Raw genomic sequence first — 18,622 nt, 5'->3', positions numbered from 1 at the left:
AAAAAACGCCCGGGCGAGAGTTCTCGCTTCCGGGCGTTAATTGGTGTGTCGATCAGTTCGATACTTTTCGACGAGCTCCCTGTGCAGGCCCCTTATCGTACCCTTACCGTAACACTTCGAAAAAATTCTCTCTCACTTAAGTGAAGAGATGTCATGGGTTTGCGAGTTCCGAGTCCGTTTCGGTCGCTTGCCGATCGTGTGTGACGGGTTCGAACTTTGGCATGCTCAAAACATCTCTGGTTCGAACGTCACACTCGATCGCAATGTGGGCGTGTGTAACCCTGCTCGAACTTCTTGCTTGCCAGTAAACAGCGCGGCGCGAGATCCGACGGCAGATTGATTGAACGGAAGTGACCGCTGACTACCCTGAGGAGCCCAGCTGCGGGGTGCAAAAAGTACGCTCCGTCCCTTGTTTCGTTTGAAAATTCTCCGAATTTCTCGATGACCAGCTTTCGCAATATCGACACGTTGCTGATGCTTGTCATCACCAAGTCGACCGACAAGAAAATGGCCCGCCAGGTGAGCTACCTGAAAGCCGAGAACCAGATTCTGAGAAGCCGGCTGCCGGCTAGAATCATCTTAACTCAGCGCGAGAAGAACCGCTTGATTCGGTTCGCCAAGAATCTCGGATCCGCGTTGAATGAATTAGCGACGATCGTGCATCCGTCAACGATACGTGTCTGGATCCGAGAGCAGTCCGGAAACAAGAAGAAACAGCCGAAGCGCGGTCGTCCCCGTACCGCCGAGCAAATCGAAAAGCTGATCGTGAAACTCGCTAAGGACACCGACTGGGGCTACACCCGGATCCTCGGTGAACTGAAGAAACTCGGCGTCCAGTCCGTCACCCGCAACACGGTGAAGAACATCTTGAAACGCAACGTCTATGAGACCGGCCCGAAGCGAGCTCCGGGCATGTGGGACGAGTTCATCAAACGCCACGCAAAAACCATGTGGCAATGCGATTTATTCTCCAAGAAGATCGTATCACGAACCGGCCTACTTGACGTATTTGTCCTCGTGTTTCTAAACATCGAAACGCGGCGTGTCTACATTTCTCCGGCCACCTACAAACCCGACCAGGCATGGATGGTGGAGCAAGCGGAAGCGTTTATTCGTCACACGAAATCGGAAAGACTTTCCTGCAAGATTCTAATGCACGACAACGACGGCAAATACTCCAAGCCTTTCCTGGCGGTCTTCGCCGATCAGAAGATCAAGACCCAGCGGACCGCACTTCGTTCACCCAACACGGTCGCATTCGTCGAGCGTTTTGCCCAAACAATTGAGCAAGAGTGTCTCGACCGCTTCATTGTCTTCGGCGAAGCACACGTGAGTTTGCTCTGCACCGAATTCGGCGAACATTATCATCGCGCACGACCGCACCAGAGCCTGGAAAATGAGCTCATTCAGAAGCCACTCTCTAAGACGGGGAAGAAGTCTGGCTGTTCTGTCGATTCCATTCGCATCAGCGACATCCGCTGTCAAGAACGACTTGGCGGTATGCTGAAAAGCTACTCGCGAAGAGCAGCATAATCTGTTCGTGGATGAAAAGCGTTTGGTCTGCCGCCACAGGCGGGGCCCGAGCAGCATCTGCGCCCATCGAATCAATCGATGCCCACTTCCCGATTCAATAACACGTTCTGCATCCGCGACAGCGATCGACTGCCGCAAGTCGCCGAAGCAATCCAGTTCACATGCCTCGCATTTTGTGCGAAATCATTTTTTACACAGGGCGCTGCTGCGCGGTGCCGCCGTCTCAATCCGGTTTTTCAACGGCACCGCTGAATCTGGGCTCGATCTCGATCTAGAATTCGACCTTAGATGACAAACCCACCTCAGATTTCACCGACCCAAATGCTCGTTCGACTTTTTTGACCACACGGGATTGGAGACGGACTCGTTTCATTTGACCTTCTTCATCAACTCCATCAACTTGGTCAGCACCTCGTGAAGTTTTTCGTGCCCAGCTTTTACTTCATCATGCTTCTTGGCCATCGCCCCGTGTTCGGCTTTGAATGCGGCGTGCTCCTTTTCCAAATGCTCATGGTTGCTTGCATCGCCGTCCTTCTCATGTGCCGCGATCTCTTCGGCATGGTGCATCGCATGGTCTTCGTGAGCACGAATTTTTTCGTCATGCTCGACGAGTTCGGCTTCATGCTCGTAAATGTGAGCTTGCAGCTTGGCAATCATGGCGAGTGCTCGCAGATGTTCGACTCGCATCTTTGCATGCTCAGCCGCCCACTTGTCGTGCTGGGCATGTGCGGTTTCGTGTTCCTTTTTCATCCCTGCGTGATCGTCGGCAAAGACGGTTGGCAACGAGAGTGCGGATACGAACCCCATCGCGGCGAACATAAGTAATTTAGACATTTGCTTTATCCCTTTGTGCGAAAATTCAAACTACAGAAACGACACCGACATACCAAACGAAACCAGCCGTAATGGCTGGCACGTAGGCGTAGTCGCGTTGGCCGCGAAGCATCGCGACCAGCGAGAGTACGCCACCAAAGACGGACATTCCAAAACACAAAATCAATATACCGACCGGCCCCAACAACATTCTCAGCGAAGCGATCAACTTCGCGTCGCCGCCGCCGAGCCTCGCGAATCGAAACGGCTGCGGCACAAATCAACGCCACACCGGCGATGATCAAATCATACTCTACCAGGTACTGCCCTTGTTGTTACGAAGCATCTTACGCATGTTTGTCTTCTTTCAAGAAAACGAGTTACTGAGAAATATTGTGCCGCATGACCAATGCAGGCATGTGCGGCGGCGACGAACAAACCGCACACGATGTTTTGTTGGCTATCGTGCGATTTGCGGCGCACTGATAGCCTTGATATGTAAAAGCAGCCCCACCGCGCGAGCACAACCGATCGGGTTTGGTCGGACCATTGACTGATCGCACCGCACGCGGTGGGACGCATGAGGTCGTGAGTCCATCAGGAAGAAATGCACGCAAAATTTGCGCAACAACCCATCCCAAATGTGGTGGAGATACGATGGAAATAGCATCCAGCCGTCTCGATCAAGCAAGACAGGCAGAAAACCTATCTCAAATCGAGAAGCGAGAGCCTAAGCCAAGGCTGGTGGACCGCGAGGATGCGCGATCGAATGAGAAGCCGACGCGAACACACTGTCGGCTGGCAAAAGAGCGGGCTGAGAAACTAAACCTGTCACGAGCGGCAGGCTCAATTGCCAAGTTACGCCGAAGGGACTAGCAAGCGATTGACAGATCAAACAGTTGTCAGAATCATGCTCGTGATGTGAACCGCCGTCACCGGCATTTCGTAAACGATCCTTGGCGATTGCCGATGCATCATCATGGTGATGATGACAGCAGTGCGAACAAGTCGGCTCAGTTTTCTCGCCGGAAACAATGGCTTCCGTGTGGGAATGACCATCGCAGATGGCCACGTGCAACCATGCTGGTGCATGCCCAAAGACAATCACACAGCACAAGATACTCGATAGGAATGGCCGTATCATCGAAGTCATCAACGATGTTCGTTTCAGAGAGTTTGAGTTGCAAAATGGTCCGACCAAAGACAATTGCGTATCAATACGATGACCGCAAACACTCGGTTCGTCAAGCGACTGGAAAATAATCCAGAGATCGTTCGGTTCGCATGGTGACCGACCGGCATCTTACAATGACTTGGCGAAACGCAATCGATCTTCCGCGTCCGCTGAATCCAGACAGAAACGCATTGCCGGGCCCGACAAAGCGGCTTGCGAGTTCAGTGGTCCTCCCCTAGGACGGTGTTGGTTTGAGCTTGCTCCGATGTTAGAAGCTCGTTCATTCCTAACGGCAAAGTCGGGCCAAACGTTCGGAGCCAATACGAAAAATACAGTTCCACAATGTTCTGTTTCACTTTGGACGATCGGCGTTGCGACAACCAGCGGGAAGTCACGTCTTTCGGTAACATCAACTTGGCGAATGTGTCGTCAAAAATACTTGATGAATTTGACAAACGAACCATTCCGATTGACAGTTCGTAGGCATCCAGTAACAATCACAACATCCTTGGTCGGACCGTTGAAATTTGCCGCAAATGAAACATTCATTTCGGCGACTATTCTTTATCAGCGTTGGAAACCGACCTTTGAATTCGTTCCGAACCTTCACGACGTACCTTACCTTGGCTGCTTTGCTGTTTAGCAATGTCGCTGGTTGGGTTCACGTCGGTTGTGCTTCAGCGGACCATCAGAGAGCCGTTTCCCACCAAGCCGGTCATCGTTGTTGCTGCCACCACGATCACTGTGATTCTACACAGTCAGATCAGGAAGATTCGTCATCGGACGCGCCAACCAACCAGCACAATTCAGATCAGTGCAGCATCTGCCAAAGCTTTTTTGCGTCGCGGAACGCCGTCGTCATCACTGACACGGCAATCCACTGGACACCGCTGTTGATGGAGCGTTTCCGCTGCATCGTAAATCGCGTTAGCGTTGATGACACCTTTCTTTGCGGACTGTCGGTCCGAGGGCCACCGAACGCGTAACTACGTTCGTTGTTTCAGCGTGGCATAGGCTTCCAGCCTGTGAGTGCGATGCTCACAGGTTGGAATCCTGTGCCACAACCTCTTGAATCCCTCGTACCGAAGGTGCGCTCTCATGGCGATTGTCCATGCAGCGTCTGCGCGCGAAAGCTGGTTGTCGCGATTGATGACGACCGACTTTTGTCCGTGGGCAAATCGTTTCGTCTATTGGCTCAAAGAACCTGTCGGTTGGTTTGCATTGGCAACCGCGGTCAGTGTCATGATCGGTTTGTACTTCAGTCCGATCGGTTGGACGCTAGCCGCTTCGCTCTCGGCGATCATGGTTACCGGTATGGCGTGGCCGTGGATCGCAGTGCATGTAACGCGGTGTGGGTTGCGTTCAGAAACCGATGCGGTTCACGAAGACACACCGTTCCGAATGGTGTTGAGCGTGCGCAATCGCATCCCACTTCCTGTGTGGGGACTGGCCGTTGAAGGATTTTTGGATCGCGATTCAAGCGACGAAGCAAAACCAGCGATCGGTCTTGCATGCGTCCCGCCTCTTTGCACGGCTGACTATTGCGTTGATGTGACGCCAACACTTCGCGGCCATTATCCTGTTACCAAGCCGCAAGTCACCTGTTCGTTTCCATTCGGAATCTGGACGGCGCGGCGTGAATTAAGCGACGTCAAGCCGCTGACGGTTTGGCCAAAGATTTATCCCGTGTTGGGCGTAATGCCGATCGTCGGGAAAGCCAACGCGGACCAAGGTGATGGCAGCCGTGGTGGTCGCAGTGGAGACTTCGTTGGCGTGCGAGCGTTTCGACGTGGCGACTCTGCAAAGCATGTGAACTGGGTTGCTTCCGCTCGCTCCGATTCCATGATTGTGACCGAGCGTGGTGGACCGCAATCGGTGGAACTGGAAGTGCTGGTCGATACGAATTGTTACGAAGCAACCAGCCATGCAAGTCGTGAATCACTTGCCCGCCGTGTTCGAGTGGCCGCTAGCGTTCTGTCTTCGCTTCATCAATCGCGGATTGCTACAAGAGTTCGATTGGGGGATCGCTCGCTTGCGTACAGGTTCGACTCGCGAGCACGGCGCCAGATGCTCGATGCACTCGCCAGCATTCCGATCAATGGCGAACCTTGCGAACAGATCAGCCTTGGCAGTGCGCGAGTGAGAATGGTGATCTCGGGTTCATCCAGTGGTAAGGTGCTGGTTCAGATCAACAATCCGCTCGGTGGTCGACGTGCAGGCGGTGCGATTCGCGAGATCTTGCTTGGGCACAGCGATCACCTCGCCACTGCGATGGCGAACCTGTGGAAGGAGGTACGTGATGTCGACGTGGCTGCTTGAACGCAGATCTAGAGAAGTAATCGTGTTGGCGATATTGGCAATCACGACGGTAGGTTGCTTGCGATACCCTCTTGAATCTCGATTGCTTTTCGTTGCTGAAATGCTCACGATTTCGATTTTATTCGCCTCGGAAATGATAAGACCTTTCCGACGACATTATCTTTGCATGGCAAGCGTGGCGTCGCCGATCACCTTTGCCTTGATCGCAAGATCGACTGGTTCCCCGATCGCATTTGAAATGACAGTGCTCACCACTTTTGGTGCAGCCGCGGTGGCGATGACCATCGGATCGAACCGAACGCGAGCGATGTCTTTGGTCGTATCGGGATTCCTGACGCTATTCGCGGTCACGATTTCCGATAATCGCTATGCCGTGGTGTTAGCGATCGCTTGGATGGCGGTTTGTGTGTGGCATCTGGTGGCAAACCATTGGGAGCGTCTTGAGCTCTGCGCCGTGCAGCAAGTCCGTCGAGGCGCGGCGGTTCGTCCCGCTTCGGTTGTCGTAGCAATCGTCATTTGCATGATGAGTGGCTTGATCGTGCGCGACCGTTTTGGTGAAACCAAGCGATTCACCTCGGGTTTCATGCCAACCAGTGGTGGTTCAAAGTGGTCGGACCCGGCGGCTCGCAGTGGTGTGGGAACGGGTGATGCAGCGATCGCCGCGAAGGATCACGCAGAATCGTTTGGTGCGGTTGAGTCCGAACTATTTTTGGAATCGACTGAGTCCACACTGTTCGACATGTTCAGCGATTCCATTGGCGAGCCCAAGAAGAACAAGTGGGAGCGACGGCAAGGGCTGACGCCCGAGAAGCTGATTAAGACGCACGAGCAAACGGCCAAGAGCGAAAAGGGTGGAAGCTCGTTCTCGACGGAGCGCATGCCGCCGAAGAAGCATTTGCATTTGAATGATTCGGTCGAGAACGCTGTCGTGCAGTGGGCAGGACCCACGGGTATTCGTTTGGCGATGAACCGCTATGACACATTTGATGGTGTCGATTGGTCAAACAGCTCAACGCAACGAAACGAGAAATTGGCACGTCGGGAAATCGGCGGTGCGGCTTGGTTCTTTGACCCAGCGACATTGGTGGCGGGACGTGAGCCTTCCGCTTCGAGGACGGACGTCAACCTGTTGAAAGTGCTGCGTCTAGATTCAACGCGTCTGCCGACTCCGATGATGACCTCTGGATTACACATCAAGGACGTCGATCGACAAGACTTCGTTGGCATCGAAGACGACGGCTCGTACTTCATGCCGGGACGAGACCAAGTACCAGCGTTGACGGTGGTGAATGTGGCGTCGGCGAACGTGATGGAGGACGAATTGTGGAATAAGTTGCCTTTTCACCGTCCCGCAAGTGAAAAAGTGAAGCATGGTCAGCCAAAACTCTTGGCGAGTGTCGCGACGGACTGGACCGCGCAGTGCGATCACACATACGAGAAATTGCAGGCAATTGTCTCGCGTCTTCGTACTGAATTCACGTTTGATCGCAGCGTCCAAACCGTGTCGAGTGATCCGATTGCGGAGTTTTTAGAAACGCGTCGTGGCGGCGATCATTTATTCGCAACCACAGCGGCAATGATGGTTCGCGAGCTTGGTTTAAAGACGCGTTTGGTCACTGGGTTTTATGTTCGCCCGTCGGCAGCCGATATCGCGGACGGGCATACCAACGTTTTGCCCGAAGACGTTCACGTTTGGGTAGAAGTCAGGCTCGATGATGGTCGTTGGTTCGAGATCGAACCGACGCCTGAATACCGTCAACCGAACTACAGGCCCTCGACTTGGTTGGTCGCCAAACGCTATGCCACGAACTATTGGCTTCACGCGATTGGTCTGCTTGTGCTCGGTGGAGTGCTGTTGAGGACTCGCCTGCTTTGGATCGAACTTGGCTTGAGTGTTCTGTATCCCGTCGGCGCGTTGCTGTGGCCGCGGCGACGCATGAGGCTGGCAATGAAAGTTCTGCAAACCCGCGCCCTGCTTGCGGGATGTCCTCGTGTCGCAGGATGTCCGCAACGCGATTGGCTGTTATCGCTGACGGCCGGGAACGAGAACGTCCGTGAAGCCGCGCGTCGGTTCTGTGATGTAGCTGACCGAGCTGCGTTTGCCGGTCGAGAAGAAGCGTTTTACAAGAACAAATTTGAGAAGGAATTGTTGATGCATTTGAAGATCAAAACGTTACGGCGGATCCAGGAAGAGGTGCTCGTTTGATGATTGCTGGAAATGCGGTCGAGTTGCCAACAATCGCTCAGTCGCTCGATGGACTCCGCCGCCACCTCAATGGTGTGCTGCTGGGAAAGAAAGACGCGATCGAATTGGTGATCGCTTGTTTGCTTTCGCATGGGCATTTGTTGCTGGATGATTTGCCAGGAACAGGAAAGACGACGTTAGCCAAAGCGATCGCAGCATGCGTTGGCGGGAAACTGGCGCGTGTGCAGTGCACGCCTGACTTGCTGCCATCGGACGTAACTGGGTTCAATCTGTTCAACCAGAAAACTCGCGAGTTTGAGTTCCATTCTGGGCCAGTGTTTTCTGAAATTCTGTTGGCGGATGAACTCAATCGCACGACGCCACGAACGCAAAGTGCGTTGCTGGAAGCGATGGCAGAACGACAGGTCACGATTGACGCGGTGCAGTACACCTTGTCGAAAACATTCTTCGTGATCGCGACACAAAACCCCATCGACTCGCACGGTGCGTACCCGTTGCCCGAAGCTCAGTTGGATCGATTTACCATCAAGTTGGAAATCGGCTATCCCGACCGCACGTCACAGCTCGGCATCTTGGCGGCAGCGACTCGTGAGGAATTGCCAAACGATGCGTCGGAGAGTGTGCTATCGCTTGATGAGCTCGCGAGAATTCAGAACATGGTGCGAACGATTACGGTGCACTCGCGAGTGCGAGAGTATTTGGTTGATTTGGTAGAAGCAACACGCAATGACTCGGCAATCCAGTTAGGTGTGAGTCCGCGAGGAATGTTGCTATGGCAGCGGATTGCTCAAGCATGGGCGTTGCTGCAAGGCCGCGATTTCGTGACGCCTAGCGATGTCGCGCATGTGGCTCGGCCAGTTTTGTCGGTTCGTTTGCTGACGACGACGGATGATGTTGATGGTGTAATGGATCGATTGTTGGACAGCGTACCAGCACCGGAGTACCAATGATGCGAGTCTCAGTGTTCCCTAGGTTGCTTGCCTGTGTGAGTGGTGCAATCACAGGCTGGATGCCGATTTTACTTTTCCTGATCGTTCTCGTTGGTTGCGGTGGTCAAGGCGCAACGCCGAAAACGTCGCTGTTTGAAGACGATCACGCGGTCGCCGCGCATTGGCCAAGCGATCTTGCGGACGTTGCGGTGAAGCTTCGTGAACGGTTGTCGGATTCCGATGCAAACCCCCAGTCGCTTGCTGAAATCAAAGACCTTGTCAGTTGGACGGCGGAAGTGGCCGCCGACACCAACCTCTCGGAAGCAGACTGGTTGCCGCTGTACAAAGCTTCGGAATCGTTGATGACGGACCTTCGTGCGGCGAAGGACGGGCTGAGCAGCGATGACCGATCGCAGATCGAAGCATTGTGCCAACTGATTGTTGATGCGGCGCCCAAAATCCCTGAACAACTGGCCAACCTGAAGGTGACGTCACCATGAGTCAATCGGTTTCTGTGATGTTGCTTGGTGGGCTGATTCGTGTTCTGCAAGGGTTCGCCGCTTCCGCGCCGACGTTGCTGGTCGGCTTGCTGATCGCGTCGATCCTTCGCTACTACTTAGGTAGTGCGGGCACGCGGCGGTTGTTTGGTGGCGATACGTTGCGTTCGCTGCCACAATCGTGGTTGGTCGGCATGTTGTTGCCGGTATGCTCGATCGGTGTGTTGCCGATTCTGTGCGAGATGCGACGCGCGAAGGTAAAACCCGGTGCCATGTCGGCGTTCGCTTTGTCGGCTCCGTTGTTCAATCCGCTGTCGTTGCTGTACGGACTGACGCTCAGCCGACCGCTGGTAATCATCCTTTTCGCGTTAGGCTCGTTGGTGGTGGTGACGGTGCTCGGCCTGTTTTGGGATGCGTTTTCAAATTGGCGTAGGCTTCCAGAGAGCGATGCAGATGTTGATGCAGATGACAGGCTGGAAGCCTATCCCACGCCGGACCACCTGATCGGACTTCGCCGCGTCTTCGCAACCATCGTCCACTTCGCTCGCGAAACCACGGGAACGACGATGCTGATCATGCTCGTCGCGTTGTCGGGTTTGGCCGTACTCGCCGCCGTGTTGCCCTATGGTGCGATGCAACATGAAGTCGAACGCGACGACATTTGGGCACCCCTCAAGATGCTGTTTGTCGCGGTGCCGGTCTATGCCACTCCGATGTTGGCGATGAGTCAGATGGGCATGATGTTTCAGCACGCCAATTCCCCCGGTGCTTCTTTTACGCTGTTGATCCTTGGCGCCGGGATGAACTTTGCCACACCACTTTGGTTCGGACGTCACTACGGGTGGAAAGCGGCATCGTTGTGGCTGACATCGTTGCTTGCCATCGTGTTGTGTTTGTCTTACGCGGTCAATAAGCCACTCGTTCCGCCGGGCGTCGAACCCGCTGGGCATACGCATGCGTTTGACATCTATGCGAACCCATTGTCGAACTATCACTCGCTGAGTCTGCAAACGGTTCGTGATACGGTCGTCAAAGAAATGGACATCAGCGTCATCGCGTCGCTGATTGTGTTGGCAATCGTCGCGGCAGCGGGTTTGTTGTTTCGATTGATGAAGATTAACGAGATTTCGCTGATTAAGAACGCCAAAGCAGTCTCGTTCGCGTCATCGCTGCAGACCGAAGATGCAAAGCCGCGTCGTGGCTTGGACGTCGTCGTTCCGCCGGGAGTGATCGGTGCTACGATGTTGGCAGGCTTGGTCGCATTGAGTGTCGTCGCGTGCTATGCTTATTACCCTTCGCCAGACGAATGCCTCGAAGAGGTCAGTATGGCTCGAGCGGAGTGTTTATCAGCGGCTAATAGCGGGCAGGTCGATCATGCATTGTTCTGGCTGCCGGTCTGGGAAGACTGGAGCCGGCGTTTGGAGGTCGGCACGTTTATCCGCACTGGCCAGGTTCGTCCGTATCAGCGAATGCAAGGCTATCTGATCCGGAAAAAGTTGGAAAACCTGGAACATGAACTCGAGCACGATCCGTTTGAACCGGACGAAACGAAGCAGGTTGTGCGGAATATTCTGTCTACGAATTCCCGTTGGGTACGCTCATTTCGTCCGGCAGAGTGACTCGGGGCTTTACAGCAATTAGAATAGCTCGCGGTCGGACCGGGTTGATTGCACTTTTACGCGGATAATCCGTTTAATGATAGTTATAAAAAGACGTTATTCGCGTGGCTTCACGTTGATCGAGCTGTTGGTGGTCATCGGGATCATTGGCATATTGATCGCATTGCTTTTGCCTGCCGTTCAATCGGCACGCGAAGCCGCTCGCAGCACCGATTGCAAGAATCGTATCCGGCAACTTGCGCTCGCGACGCACCTGCACCATGACGCGGTTGGCTACTTCCCGCCAGCCCGATATGAATCGCGTCCCGACGCCGATCCGGTCAACCAATGTGGATTGGAAACACCTACATGGTTGGCTCGCGTCATGCCGTACATCGAGCAGGTTTCCCTCGGCGATCAATGGGACTTTTCAAAGCCTTGGCACCAGCATCCCGAAGCGGTTCGTACGGTAGTACCTGACATCTTTCTTTGCCCGTCGCGGCGAAGTGGCACGCGTCCCGTCGGCACTCGTAACTTGCGTACAACGGTCACCGGCGGCGGTGGTCGCCTGCCTTGTGGGTGCCCGATTCCGCCACGTCCAGTTGATGTGACACTCGATGTCGAAGGCGCTCTGAGCGACTATGCTGGCAACCATGGTGACCTCACACCCGGTGCAACTGGCGATCCGACCGATTTCTATTACGGCGGCAACGGTACTGGCGTCATCATCAGCGTCCGACCAAAGTGCATAGCGGGAAAAGCGATTGCGCCATCGGATCGGATTCGCATGGCATCGGTCAGTGATGGAACCTCCAGCACGTTCTTGTTCGGCGAGAAATTTGTGCCGCTCAATGGACTGGAACAGTTCCCCGAAGATTCCCCGGCCTACGATGGCGATCACTTGCCCGCGTCTTGCCGCTTGGCTGGCCCGGGGCTTCGATTAGCAAACGGCCCCAGCGACGTGCTGGCTGACATGTTTTCGTTTGGAAGTTGGCATCCCGCCGGTGTTCACTTTGCGATGGTTGATGGCAGCGTTCGACTTTTCAGTCCTGATACCGACACCAAGATATTGGGATCGCTCGCCAATCGGCGCGATGCACGCGTCGTGGAGCTAGAGAATTGAACGGTCGTCACCGTCGCACAGCCATGCTCGGACTCGTCACTTTGCTCGCCGTTCTCGTCAGTGGTTGTGCCAAGCCCAGCGGCAGCCACAAAGGCATCGTTCTTTTCGACGACGGGACTTCGGTGCAATCAGGCAGCGTTGAATTTCGATCGCTTGCCGACGGTTCCCGCTACGCCAGCCGGATCGCCGCCGATGGCAGCTTTGCGTTAACCGACCAAGACGGCGAGATCGTTTGCCCACCGGGAGAATACGAGGTCGTTGTAGTGCAAATTGTCCTGACCGAGGACCTCGCTGCCGAAGCACATGAGCACGGTAGAACCGTCCCACGCCGCTACGCCGACTACTACACCAGTGGCCTGCGAGTCACGACTCCGCAGCAGTCCGATTCTCCCATTCGAGTCACGTTGGAAACGAATCATTTTTGAGTCCGTAGTTGTTATTTCACTTGTCACCGTCGTCTCAAGGCAAGAAAAAAACAAAGCAAGAAAGGGCCACCCAAACAAAGGGCACCCATTTTCTTTAAGCAAAGAGCTTTTCCGGAGTATTTGCTTCGGACATGCTCCCCCTTTGGACGCGATCGGAGTGGGTAACCCTCCCTTCCTGCGAGCGCACATGCATCTTTACAGCACCGACCGCGCAGCACACAACGTCAATCGCAAAATCAGTTGCAGGTTCTAGCGTGCGGAACAGAATCCGCTACACCGAAGATAGTCCGAGTGGGTTCTCGGGAGCACACAGCCAGCCTTGACCACACCGGACTGCCTCGCGAGCAAGGCTCTCGGGCGTTCCTGCCGCTCGCTTAAAGACGCGACCAAACTTCTTCACAATGTCGCACCAACCATGAGTGTCGAGCCCAATGCGACTCAAGATAGGAGCCAAGAAAAGCAAGAAAGAAGCAAGAAAGAGCCACCCAAGTTTTCCAAAACAAGGAAAGAAGAGCAAGAAAAGGCCACCCGGGTTTCTGGAAACAAGAAAGGGCCACCCAGTTTTTGATTTCAGCAAATAGATTTTTTTGAGTCTTTGCTTTGGAAATATTCCGCTCCCCGTATGAGACTCTCCTCGAACTTTCTTCAGAGAGTTCGCGCGCGTACTTTCCAAAACAGCGTGATTTACGGGCTTTTCGCTGATGCGAAGGGTTGCACTCGGAACCCCTGATAAGACTCTCCTCGAAACAGAGTACTCTTGAAAATACTCTCGCTGTTAACCCAAACCAGAAATGTCACAACTTTGTCAGAATCGACACTCTGGTTAACAGCAAAGCGCGTACTTGAGTACCTCTCAACGGCTCTCGCCGGATAGGACTCGACTGCTTTGCATCGCCCGTTGGCGACTCAAACGCTCAGGCCGTCCGCCACTCAATTCCGTCATCACCAATGCCGCGCCACGAAAACTGTATCAATCAAATCGATTGATGGTGCAGCCGGTTGGCGTGTTGAACTTCGTTCCACCGAATTTGGATTCCATAGCCCCCGTACTCCTATACCCTCTCGTTTTGAGCGGGGTACAAAAAGGTTGCCACCTCGATTATTCAGTAAAACGCGAGGTCTTTCAGCGATCCATGGCCAAGTTCATCCATCCACTTTTGACACTCCTTGCATCGCTTACGCGCCCGCGAACTTGCCCAGCAGATCCGTTTCCTGAAAGCTGAAAACCAGATTCTTCGTGCCAAGTTACCTGATCGGATTGCGCTCGACAATCGCGAGCAACAGATCCTTGTTAGGCACGGAAGAAGCATGGTGGTGCCTTAAAAAATCATGTCGATTGCTTCCTATTCGACGTTTCGACGCTGGGTCCGAAGGCAAGAAGAAGGAGCACTCACGGCGACCAAGAAGCAAAAGGTGAAGAAGTCGAATCGAAAACCCGGCCGGCCAAAGACGCCTGAGGACATCCGTGACACGATCATCCGAAATCGCAAAGAGACGGGTTTTGGCTACACAAAGATACTGCAAGAACTGCGGCGGATGGGCGTTCACATTTCTCGCCAAACAGTGAAGAACGGGATCGTCGAAGCTGGTTTTCCAACGACTCCTGGCGACCATCCAGACACTTGGCACAAGTTCCTGAAGCGTCACGCAGAAACGCTTTGGCAGTGCGATTTCGCGTGCAAGAAGAAGTGGACGATCAAGGGGTTGGTTGATCTTTACTTCATCGTGTTTATTCACCTGGGATCACGGCGGATTTGGCTCTCCCCATGCACTGAGAATCCCACCGGCGATTGGACCGTCCAGCAAGCTCGGAACTTCAGCATGTGGATGGAAGATGAGGGTCTGGAATGCACGCACATGATGCGTGACCGCGACAAGAAATACACCGAATCGTTTGATGGCGTTTTCACATCAGCAGATTGCAAGATCAAAAAAACGCCTATTCGCTCACCGAACTTGCAGGCTCACGTCGAACGCCTGATCCAGACGATTAAACACGAAGTGCTCAATGCGTTCTGCATCGTGACCAACGCGCACCTCGATCACTTATTGAAACAAACGCCCATCTGGTACAATACCGAACATTGTCACAGTGCCCGCGATCACCTTCCTCCCCAGCGCAGTGGTGATCCCCCGGCTACGGTCGAATTCCACAAGAACGATGTCGTCTGCACTGAACGGCTGGGCGGGCACATAAAATCGTATTCGCAAGCGGCATCGACGATTGGCCCTGGCGCAACGGCCATCACATAGTCACCAATAAATAATGATCCTACACGTTGATATGGATGCTTTTTACGCATCCGTTGAAGAGCGCGAGCGGCCTGAATTCGTCGGGCGTCCGGTCGTGGTTGGCGGTACTCCTGAGGGACGCGGCGTAGTGGCTGCGGCAAACTACGCCGCCCGGAAATTTGGCATCCATAGCGCTATTCCCACGGCGACCGCATTGCGGCTTTGTCCGGGGCTCATTGTCTTGCCAGTTCGAATGAGCTACTACGCCGAGGTTTCTCGCCAAATGCACGACATCTTTTTCCGTTACACGCCGCTCGTTGAACCGCTCTCGCTTGATGAAGCGTTTCTGGATGTTACCGGTTGTCAATCACTGTTTGGCAAGGCGGAACAAATCGCAATCCGTATCAAACAGGAAATCAAGCAACAAACATCATTGGTCGCATCAGTCGGCGTTGCTCCGAACAAGTTTCTAGCGAAGATCGCCAGCGATTTACAAAAGCCTGATGGATTGGTTGTCGTGCGGCCCGATGAGATCCAATCGTTCCTCGATCCATTGCCGGTGGGACGACTGTGGGGAGTCGGGAAAGTGACTGGCGGCAGATTGGATCAACTTGGCATTCACACGATCGAACAACTTCGCGGGCTCCCGGTTGAAACACTCAGGCAAAACTTTGGTAGTCAGGGCGAGCACTTCTGGAAGTTGTCTCGCGGAATTGATGATCGAGCCGTTGTGCCAGACCGTGAAGCGAAGTCGATCTCGCACGAAACGACATTTGCCACGGACATCGTCGACAAGGATGTCTTACGGGCTAGGCTGTCAGAGTTGACCGAACAGGTCATGCGACGATTGCGACGTCAGAAGAAGCAAGCAAGAACGGTCCACTTGAAGATCCGCTTGGCCAACTTTCGGATTATCACCCGTTCCAGGACACTGCCCAATCCCACCGACGTGACGGCCGAAGTATGGCAGGCAGGGAAGGAGTTGCTCGACAACGCCATCTCAGCAGGTCATTTGCACCTACGTTTAGTCGGCGTCGGAGTCAGCAATTTCGGCGACGGAAGTGACAGTCGCTTGGTGCAGCAGTCACTCTTCGACGAAGATGATCAGGAAAGACAGGAACACGCAAAGCAGCGAAAGTTGGATTCAGTTGCCGATGCAGTGCGGGACAAGTTCGGAAGCACATCGTTAAGCAAAGGAAACTCGCGTCTTCAATCGCGAGCGGAAGATCGCAAAGCTTGATTACGTATTCACTCAGTGCTTTCAAGGTAGTGCTGACCATCTTTCGTTAGAAATCATCCCAAACGGCGATCGTATCAACCTTTGCCGGCGCGAAGCCCAAACTTGAACGCACACCTGGAAAAATTTTTCGGATCGTTGAAATCCGAGTGCCTTTACAAACGGATTCTCTTTGCCGAGAACCCGACTCGAAAGGCTGTTCGAAGCTTTCTTGATCACTATCACACCGAACGGAATCATCAGGGTCTAAACAACGAACTGATCGTGACGATGAATCGTCCGCCTGATATGGATGCTGAAATCGAAACGACCAAACGCCTTGGTGGCTTGCTTCGATCGTATCGCCGAGCTGCTTAACTCTTCCGGCCTTCATTCGCTCCGCGCCACTTCGGTCTCAAGACAATCGATGTGATATCTGCTGCGCGGTGCCGCCGTCTCAACCCGGTTTTTCAACGGCACCGCTGAATCTGGGCTCGATCTCGATCCAGAATTCGACCTTAGATGACAAACCCACCTCTGATTTCACCGACCTAAATGCTCGATCGACTTTTTTGACCCCACGGGGTCTGAGTAATGAGGTCATAAAAAAGGGAGAGACAACGAAAACAACTGCCACTCCCGTCGACGCAATGCGGTTGAGCGAAATACGCTGCAAAGAACGACTCGGTGGATTGCTGAAGAACTATTCACGGAGAGCCGCCTAGCCCAAGCTCAGCTCATTTTCTTCCCGCACCGGCTTTCTTGCGTTGAGCGGCGACGCCTTTGCTCGACTCGTTTTCCATGTCATCATCGCTTCCGCCTAAAGCAGCACGTCGCTGAAGGCGCACGCGTGCGTTGCCAAGAATCGTGGCGATCCGCTCTCGGCGTTCTTCGGGCGTCAGTTCGTCATGTTCTGATTTCATAGCGAGGGTCCTGGAGAGAAACGAAATTCCACTCAGACTTACCTCAACCAAACGCAGTGTTAAAGCGTGGGTCAGCGCGGCAGACCCACGGTTTACATCAGACGACGAAGTGTTGTGCTTTGTCGGTTATCGATGTCGCCTATATGGATTGCGCGTAGGCAGGCGCAACTTCCGATTCCTCTGCGCCGAATCGTGATTATCAAAGTCAACCGACGTGAGTTGAGCGGCACAAACACGCGAAGAATCGAATGGAACGACGACTAATGAAAGTGGACCGATGCGCCGAAAATTGATCGATCCATGGCCATTTCGATTGGTTAGTAGAGGGTGCGAAGTCGCAGTCCGAGGACTGTGACCGCGTTCTTTTGCAACGCGTTAGCGGGGTCGATGATGACTTGGATATCTGGCGAAAGGTGAGTGTGCGGCGTTAGATAGAAACGATAAAACGTTTCAATAGCGTACTGATCCCGCGCGCCGGCAGTTGACGGATCTTGCCAGGACGCGGCCACGCCGATGAGATCGTCGTTTTGATCAAAAACGTTCTCGACCCCCAGGCCGACCGATAGATTCTGGCGAATGTCATTCAAGCCGCGGTTTGCATGAGCGTAACGAAGAAACGGGACATACTTTCCGTCGCAGCCAAGTGGTTGTTCAAGCGTCAGCGCTAGTCCATGATCGCTTCCGCGGCCGTTTCTCTTGCGGGCGTCAATGTTCCAAAACGTCAGATGGTACAAACCTTCGTGCGGCTGATCGACATTGGGAAACCAACCGCATTCCATTGCTGTGAAGAACTCACCCTCCCCAAAGAACGTATTAAATCCGGCCGTCGTCCGCTTTCCATTCGCGTCATGAAGTCCTGCGGCGAGATACGTCGTCTCGGTCGGATACACTGCGCCCGCGATGCCCAACCCGGCACCCGGTAACGGCATCGGTGCTGTATCGGAGAAAGCGGGATTGAAGAAAGCATAATTCGCACTGACGTACCGCCCGCCGTCATAAATCAACGCCGGATCCATCTTGCCGACTCGCGCGATGTAGCGATCCTTGTAGTTGCCGGCTTCCAAATACAGCTGCACGAGTGAAAAGTCCTGCTCACCGAAACCGACGATCGTCCCACCTGCCGTGCCGGTGTTCAGTCGATTGGGGGCGACCGCCGAATATTTATGTCGGGTCTCGCTGCTGAAAACCAGCCCAAGCGAAGAACAGCGTTCACACCCCAACAGATTCCAACGACCGAAGAAGTCCAGGTCGCCGTCCCCGGCTTCTCGCGGACCCTGCTCCGTCGTGTCTGCCCACTGATAAATGGCCGTGTAATTGAGTCCAAGGTCCATTCGACGCGTTTCCTTGACGCGTTTCGTCGAGCGACTCCAAAAATCGTTTAGCGGCGTTAGCGGACCGTAGGGAAACAGCGAATCAATGTTCTCATCGGACTCGCTCAACTGGTATCCGACATCGTCCGGCACGTTGCTCAATTCCCGGTGACCAATCAACCCATGCAAACGCCCGGTTGTGGTTTGGCCTGAACTTGATGGCTGTGTATTCGCCCTGGTGGATGACTGGGCGCATACCGGGACCGCACTGACCAGGACGACGCTTAACGCCATTAATGAGGAAAACAATGATCGGTGCGTCAT

The 18,622-nt window shown here is 54.0% G+C and carries 16 protein-coding genes; 11 read left to right on the top strand and 5 right to left on the bottom strand.

The features are described from left to right. Positions 1-441: 441 nt before the first annotated feature. On the top strand, positions 442-1,533 hold the full coding sequence (locus CA13_RS28145) for an integrase core domain-containing protein (RefSeq protein WP_146402357.1): 1,092 nt from the start codon (positions 442-444) through the stop codon (positions 1,531-1,533). Between the two features lie 369 nt (positions 1,534-1,902). Here the strand turns inward: CA13_RS28145 and CA13_RS28140 are convergent, their stop codons facing one another. The 3 genes from CA13_RS28140 to CA13_RS28130 all read right to left on the bottom strand — a co-directional run bounded on the left by CA13_RS28140 (position 1,903) and on the right by CA13_RS28130 (position 3,499). Further along, positions 1,903-2,367 carry a hypothetical protein gene (locus CA13_RS28140; RefSeq protein ID WP_146402355.1) on the bottom strand — a complete coding sequence of 155 codons (465 nt, stop codon included), beginning with the start codon at positions 2,365-2,367 and terminating at the stop codon, positions 1,903-1,905. A gap of 25 nt (positions 2,368-2,392) precedes the next feature. Next, positions 2,393-2,623 (bottom strand): A24 family peptidase, encoded by a 231-nt coding sequence (locus tag CA13_RS28135; protein WP_419194934.1) that lies wholly within the window; start codon positions 2,621-2,623, stop codon positions 2,393-2,395. A 453-nt stretch (positions 2,624-3,076) separates the two neighbouring features. Continuing rightward, complete coding sequence (locus tag CA13_RS28130; protein ID WP_146402354.1) at positions 3,077-3,499, bottom strand: DUF2946 family protein; 423 nt, start codon at positions 3,497-3,499, stop codon at positions 3,077-3,079. Between the two features lie 1,119 nt (positions 3,500-4,618). Here CA13_RS28130 and CA13_RS28120 point away from each other — a divergent pair. The 10 genes from CA13_RS28120 (at position 4,619) to CA13_RS28070 (ending at position 16,443) form a co-directional block, all read left to right on the top strand. Next, complete coding sequence (locus CA13_RS28120) at positions 4,619-5,839, top strand: DUF58 domain-containing protein (RefSeq protein ID WP_419194933.1); 1,221 nt, start codon at positions 4,619-4,621, stop codon at positions 5,837-5,839. Between the two features lie 238 nt (positions 5,840-6,077). Next, positions 6,078-8,045 (top strand): transglutaminase-like domain-containing protein, encoded by a 1,968-nt coding sequence (locus CA13_RS28115; RefSeq protein WP_419194932.1) that lies wholly within the window; start codon positions 6,078-6,080, stop codon positions 8,043-8,045. Further along, positions 8,045-8,995, top strand: coding sequence for an AAA family ATPase (locus CA13_RS28110; RefSeq protein ID WP_146402349.1), 951 nt, complete (start codon positions 8,045-8,047; stop codon positions 8,993-8,995). Before CA13_RS28115 ends, CA13_RS28110 begins: the two co-directional genes overlap by 1 nt. After that, positions 8,992-9,474, top strand: coding sequence for a hypothetical protein (locus tag CA13_RS28105; RefSeq protein WP_419194931.1), 483 nt, complete (start codon positions 8,992-8,994; stop codon positions 9,472-9,474). The genes CA13_RS28110 and CA13_RS28105 overlap by 4 nt, the downstream gene beginning before the upstream one ends. Beyond that, positions 9,471-11,090 carry a permease gene (locus tag CA13_RS28100; protein ID WP_146402347.1) on the top strand — a complete coding sequence of 540 codons (1,620 nt, stop codon included), beginning with the start codon at positions 9,471-9,473 and terminating at the stop codon, positions 11,088-11,090. The genes CA13_RS28105 and CA13_RS28100 overlap by 4 nt, the downstream gene beginning before the upstream one ends. A gap of 76 nt (positions 11,091-11,166) precedes the next feature. Further along, positions 11,167-12,192: a DUF1559 domain-containing protein gene (locus CA13_RS28095; protein ID WP_146402346.1), complete on the top strand. Its 1,026-nt coding sequence runs from the start codon at positions 11,167-11,169 to the stop codon at positions 12,190-12,192. Next, positions 12,189-12,617 (top strand): carboxypeptidase regulatory-like domain-containing protein, encoded by a 429-nt coding sequence (locus tag CA13_RS28090; protein ID WP_419194930.1) that lies wholly within the window; start codon positions 12,189-12,191, stop codon positions 12,615-12,617. Before CA13_RS28095 ends, CA13_RS28090 begins: the two co-directional genes overlap by 4 nt. A 1,329-nt stretch (positions 12,618-13,946) precedes the next feature. Continuing rightward, on the top strand, positions 13,947-14,870 hold the full coding sequence (locus CA13_RS28080) for an integrase core domain-containing protein (RefSeq protein WP_146402344.1): 924 nt from the start codon (positions 13,947-13,949) through the stop codon (positions 14,868-14,870). A 13-nt stretch (positions 14,871-14,883) separates the two neighbouring features. Then, positions 14,884-16,089, top strand: coding sequence for a DNA polymerase IV (gene dinB / locus CA13_RS28075; protein WP_419194929.1), 1,206 nt, complete (start codon positions 14,884-14,886; stop codon positions 16,087-16,089). Positions 16,090-16,170: 81 nt separating this feature from the next. Continuing rightward, positions 16,171-16,443, top strand: a complete 273-nt coding sequence (locus tag CA13_RS28070) for an integrase core domain-containing protein (protein WP_146402342.1) — start codon at positions 16,171-16,173, stop codon at positions 16,441-16,443. A 359-nt stretch (positions 16,444-16,802) separates the two neighbouring features. Here the strand turns inward: CA13_RS28070 and CA13_RS28065 are convergent, their stop codons facing one another. After that, complete coding sequence (locus tag CA13_RS28065) at positions 16,803-16,988, bottom strand: hypothetical protein (RefSeq protein ID WP_146402341.1); 186 nt, start codon at positions 16,986-16,988, stop codon at positions 16,803-16,805. Between the two features lie 317 nt (positions 16,989-17,305). Further along, entirely contained in the window at positions 17,306-18,622 is a 1,317-nt protein-coding gene (locus CA13_RS28060; protein WP_146402339.1) for a carbohydrate porin, read from the bottom strand.

It is taken from the genome of Novipirellula herctigrandis (genome assembly GCA_007859835.1).
In the GTDB taxonomy this organism is placed as follows: Bacteria; Planctomycetota; Planctomycetia; order Pirellulales; family Pirellulaceae; genus Novipirellula_A; species Novipirellula_A herctigrandis.
Note: the sequence above shows the minus strand (reverse complement) of the source record. Positions and strands in the feature narration are given on the sequence as shown.

Coding starts and splice junctions, on each gene's coding strand:
- CA13_RS28145 (WP_146402357.1), top strand. CDS start 442: ATGACCAGCTTTCGCAATATCGACACGTTGCTGATGCTTGTCATCACC.
- CA13_RS28140 (WP_146402355.1), bottom strand. CDS start 2,367: ATGTCTAAATTACTTATGTTCGCCGCGATGGGGTTCGTATCCGCACTC.
- CA13_RS28130 (WP_146402354.1), bottom strand. CDS start 3,499: ATGACTTCGATGATACGGCCATTCCTATCGAGTATCTTGTGCTGTGTG.
- CA13_RS28120 (WP_419194933.1), top strand. CDS start 4,619: ATGGCGATTGTCCATGCAGCGTCTGCGCGCGAAAGCTGGTTGTCGCGA.
- CA13_RS28115 (WP_419194932.1), top strand. CDS start 6,078: ATGACAGTGCTCACCACTTTTGGTGCAGCCGCGGTGGCGATGACCATC.
- CA13_RS28110 (WP_146402349.1), top strand. CDS start 8,045: ATGATTGCTGGAAATGCGGTCGAGTTGCCAACAATCGCTCAGTCGCTC.
- CA13_RS28105 (WP_419194931.1), top strand. CDS start 8,992: ATGATGCGAGTCTCAGTGTTCCCTAGGTTGCTTGCCTGTGTGAGTGGT.
- CA13_RS28100 (WP_146402347.1), top strand. CDS start 9,471: ATGAGTCAATCGGTTTCTGTGATGTTGCTTGGTGGGCTGATTCGTGTT.
- CA13_RS28095 (WP_146402346.1), top strand. CDS start 11,167: ATGATAGTTATAAAAAGACGTTATTCGCGTGGCTTCACGTTGATCGAG.
- CA13_RS28080 (WP_146402344.1), top strand. CDS start 13,947: ATGTCGATTGCTTCCTATTCGACGTTTCGACGCTGGGTCCGAAGGCAA.
- dinB (WP_419194929.1), top strand. CDS start 14,884: ATGATCCTACACGTTGATATGGATGCTTTTTACGCATCCGTTGAAGAG.
- CA13_RS28065 (WP_146402341.1), bottom strand. CDS start 16,988: ATGAAATCAGAACATGACGAACTGACGCCCGAAGAACGCCGAGAGCGG.
- CA13_RS28060 (WP_146402339.1), bottom strand. CDS start 18,622: ATGACGCACCGATCATTGTTTTCCTCATTAATGGCGTTAAGCGTCGTC.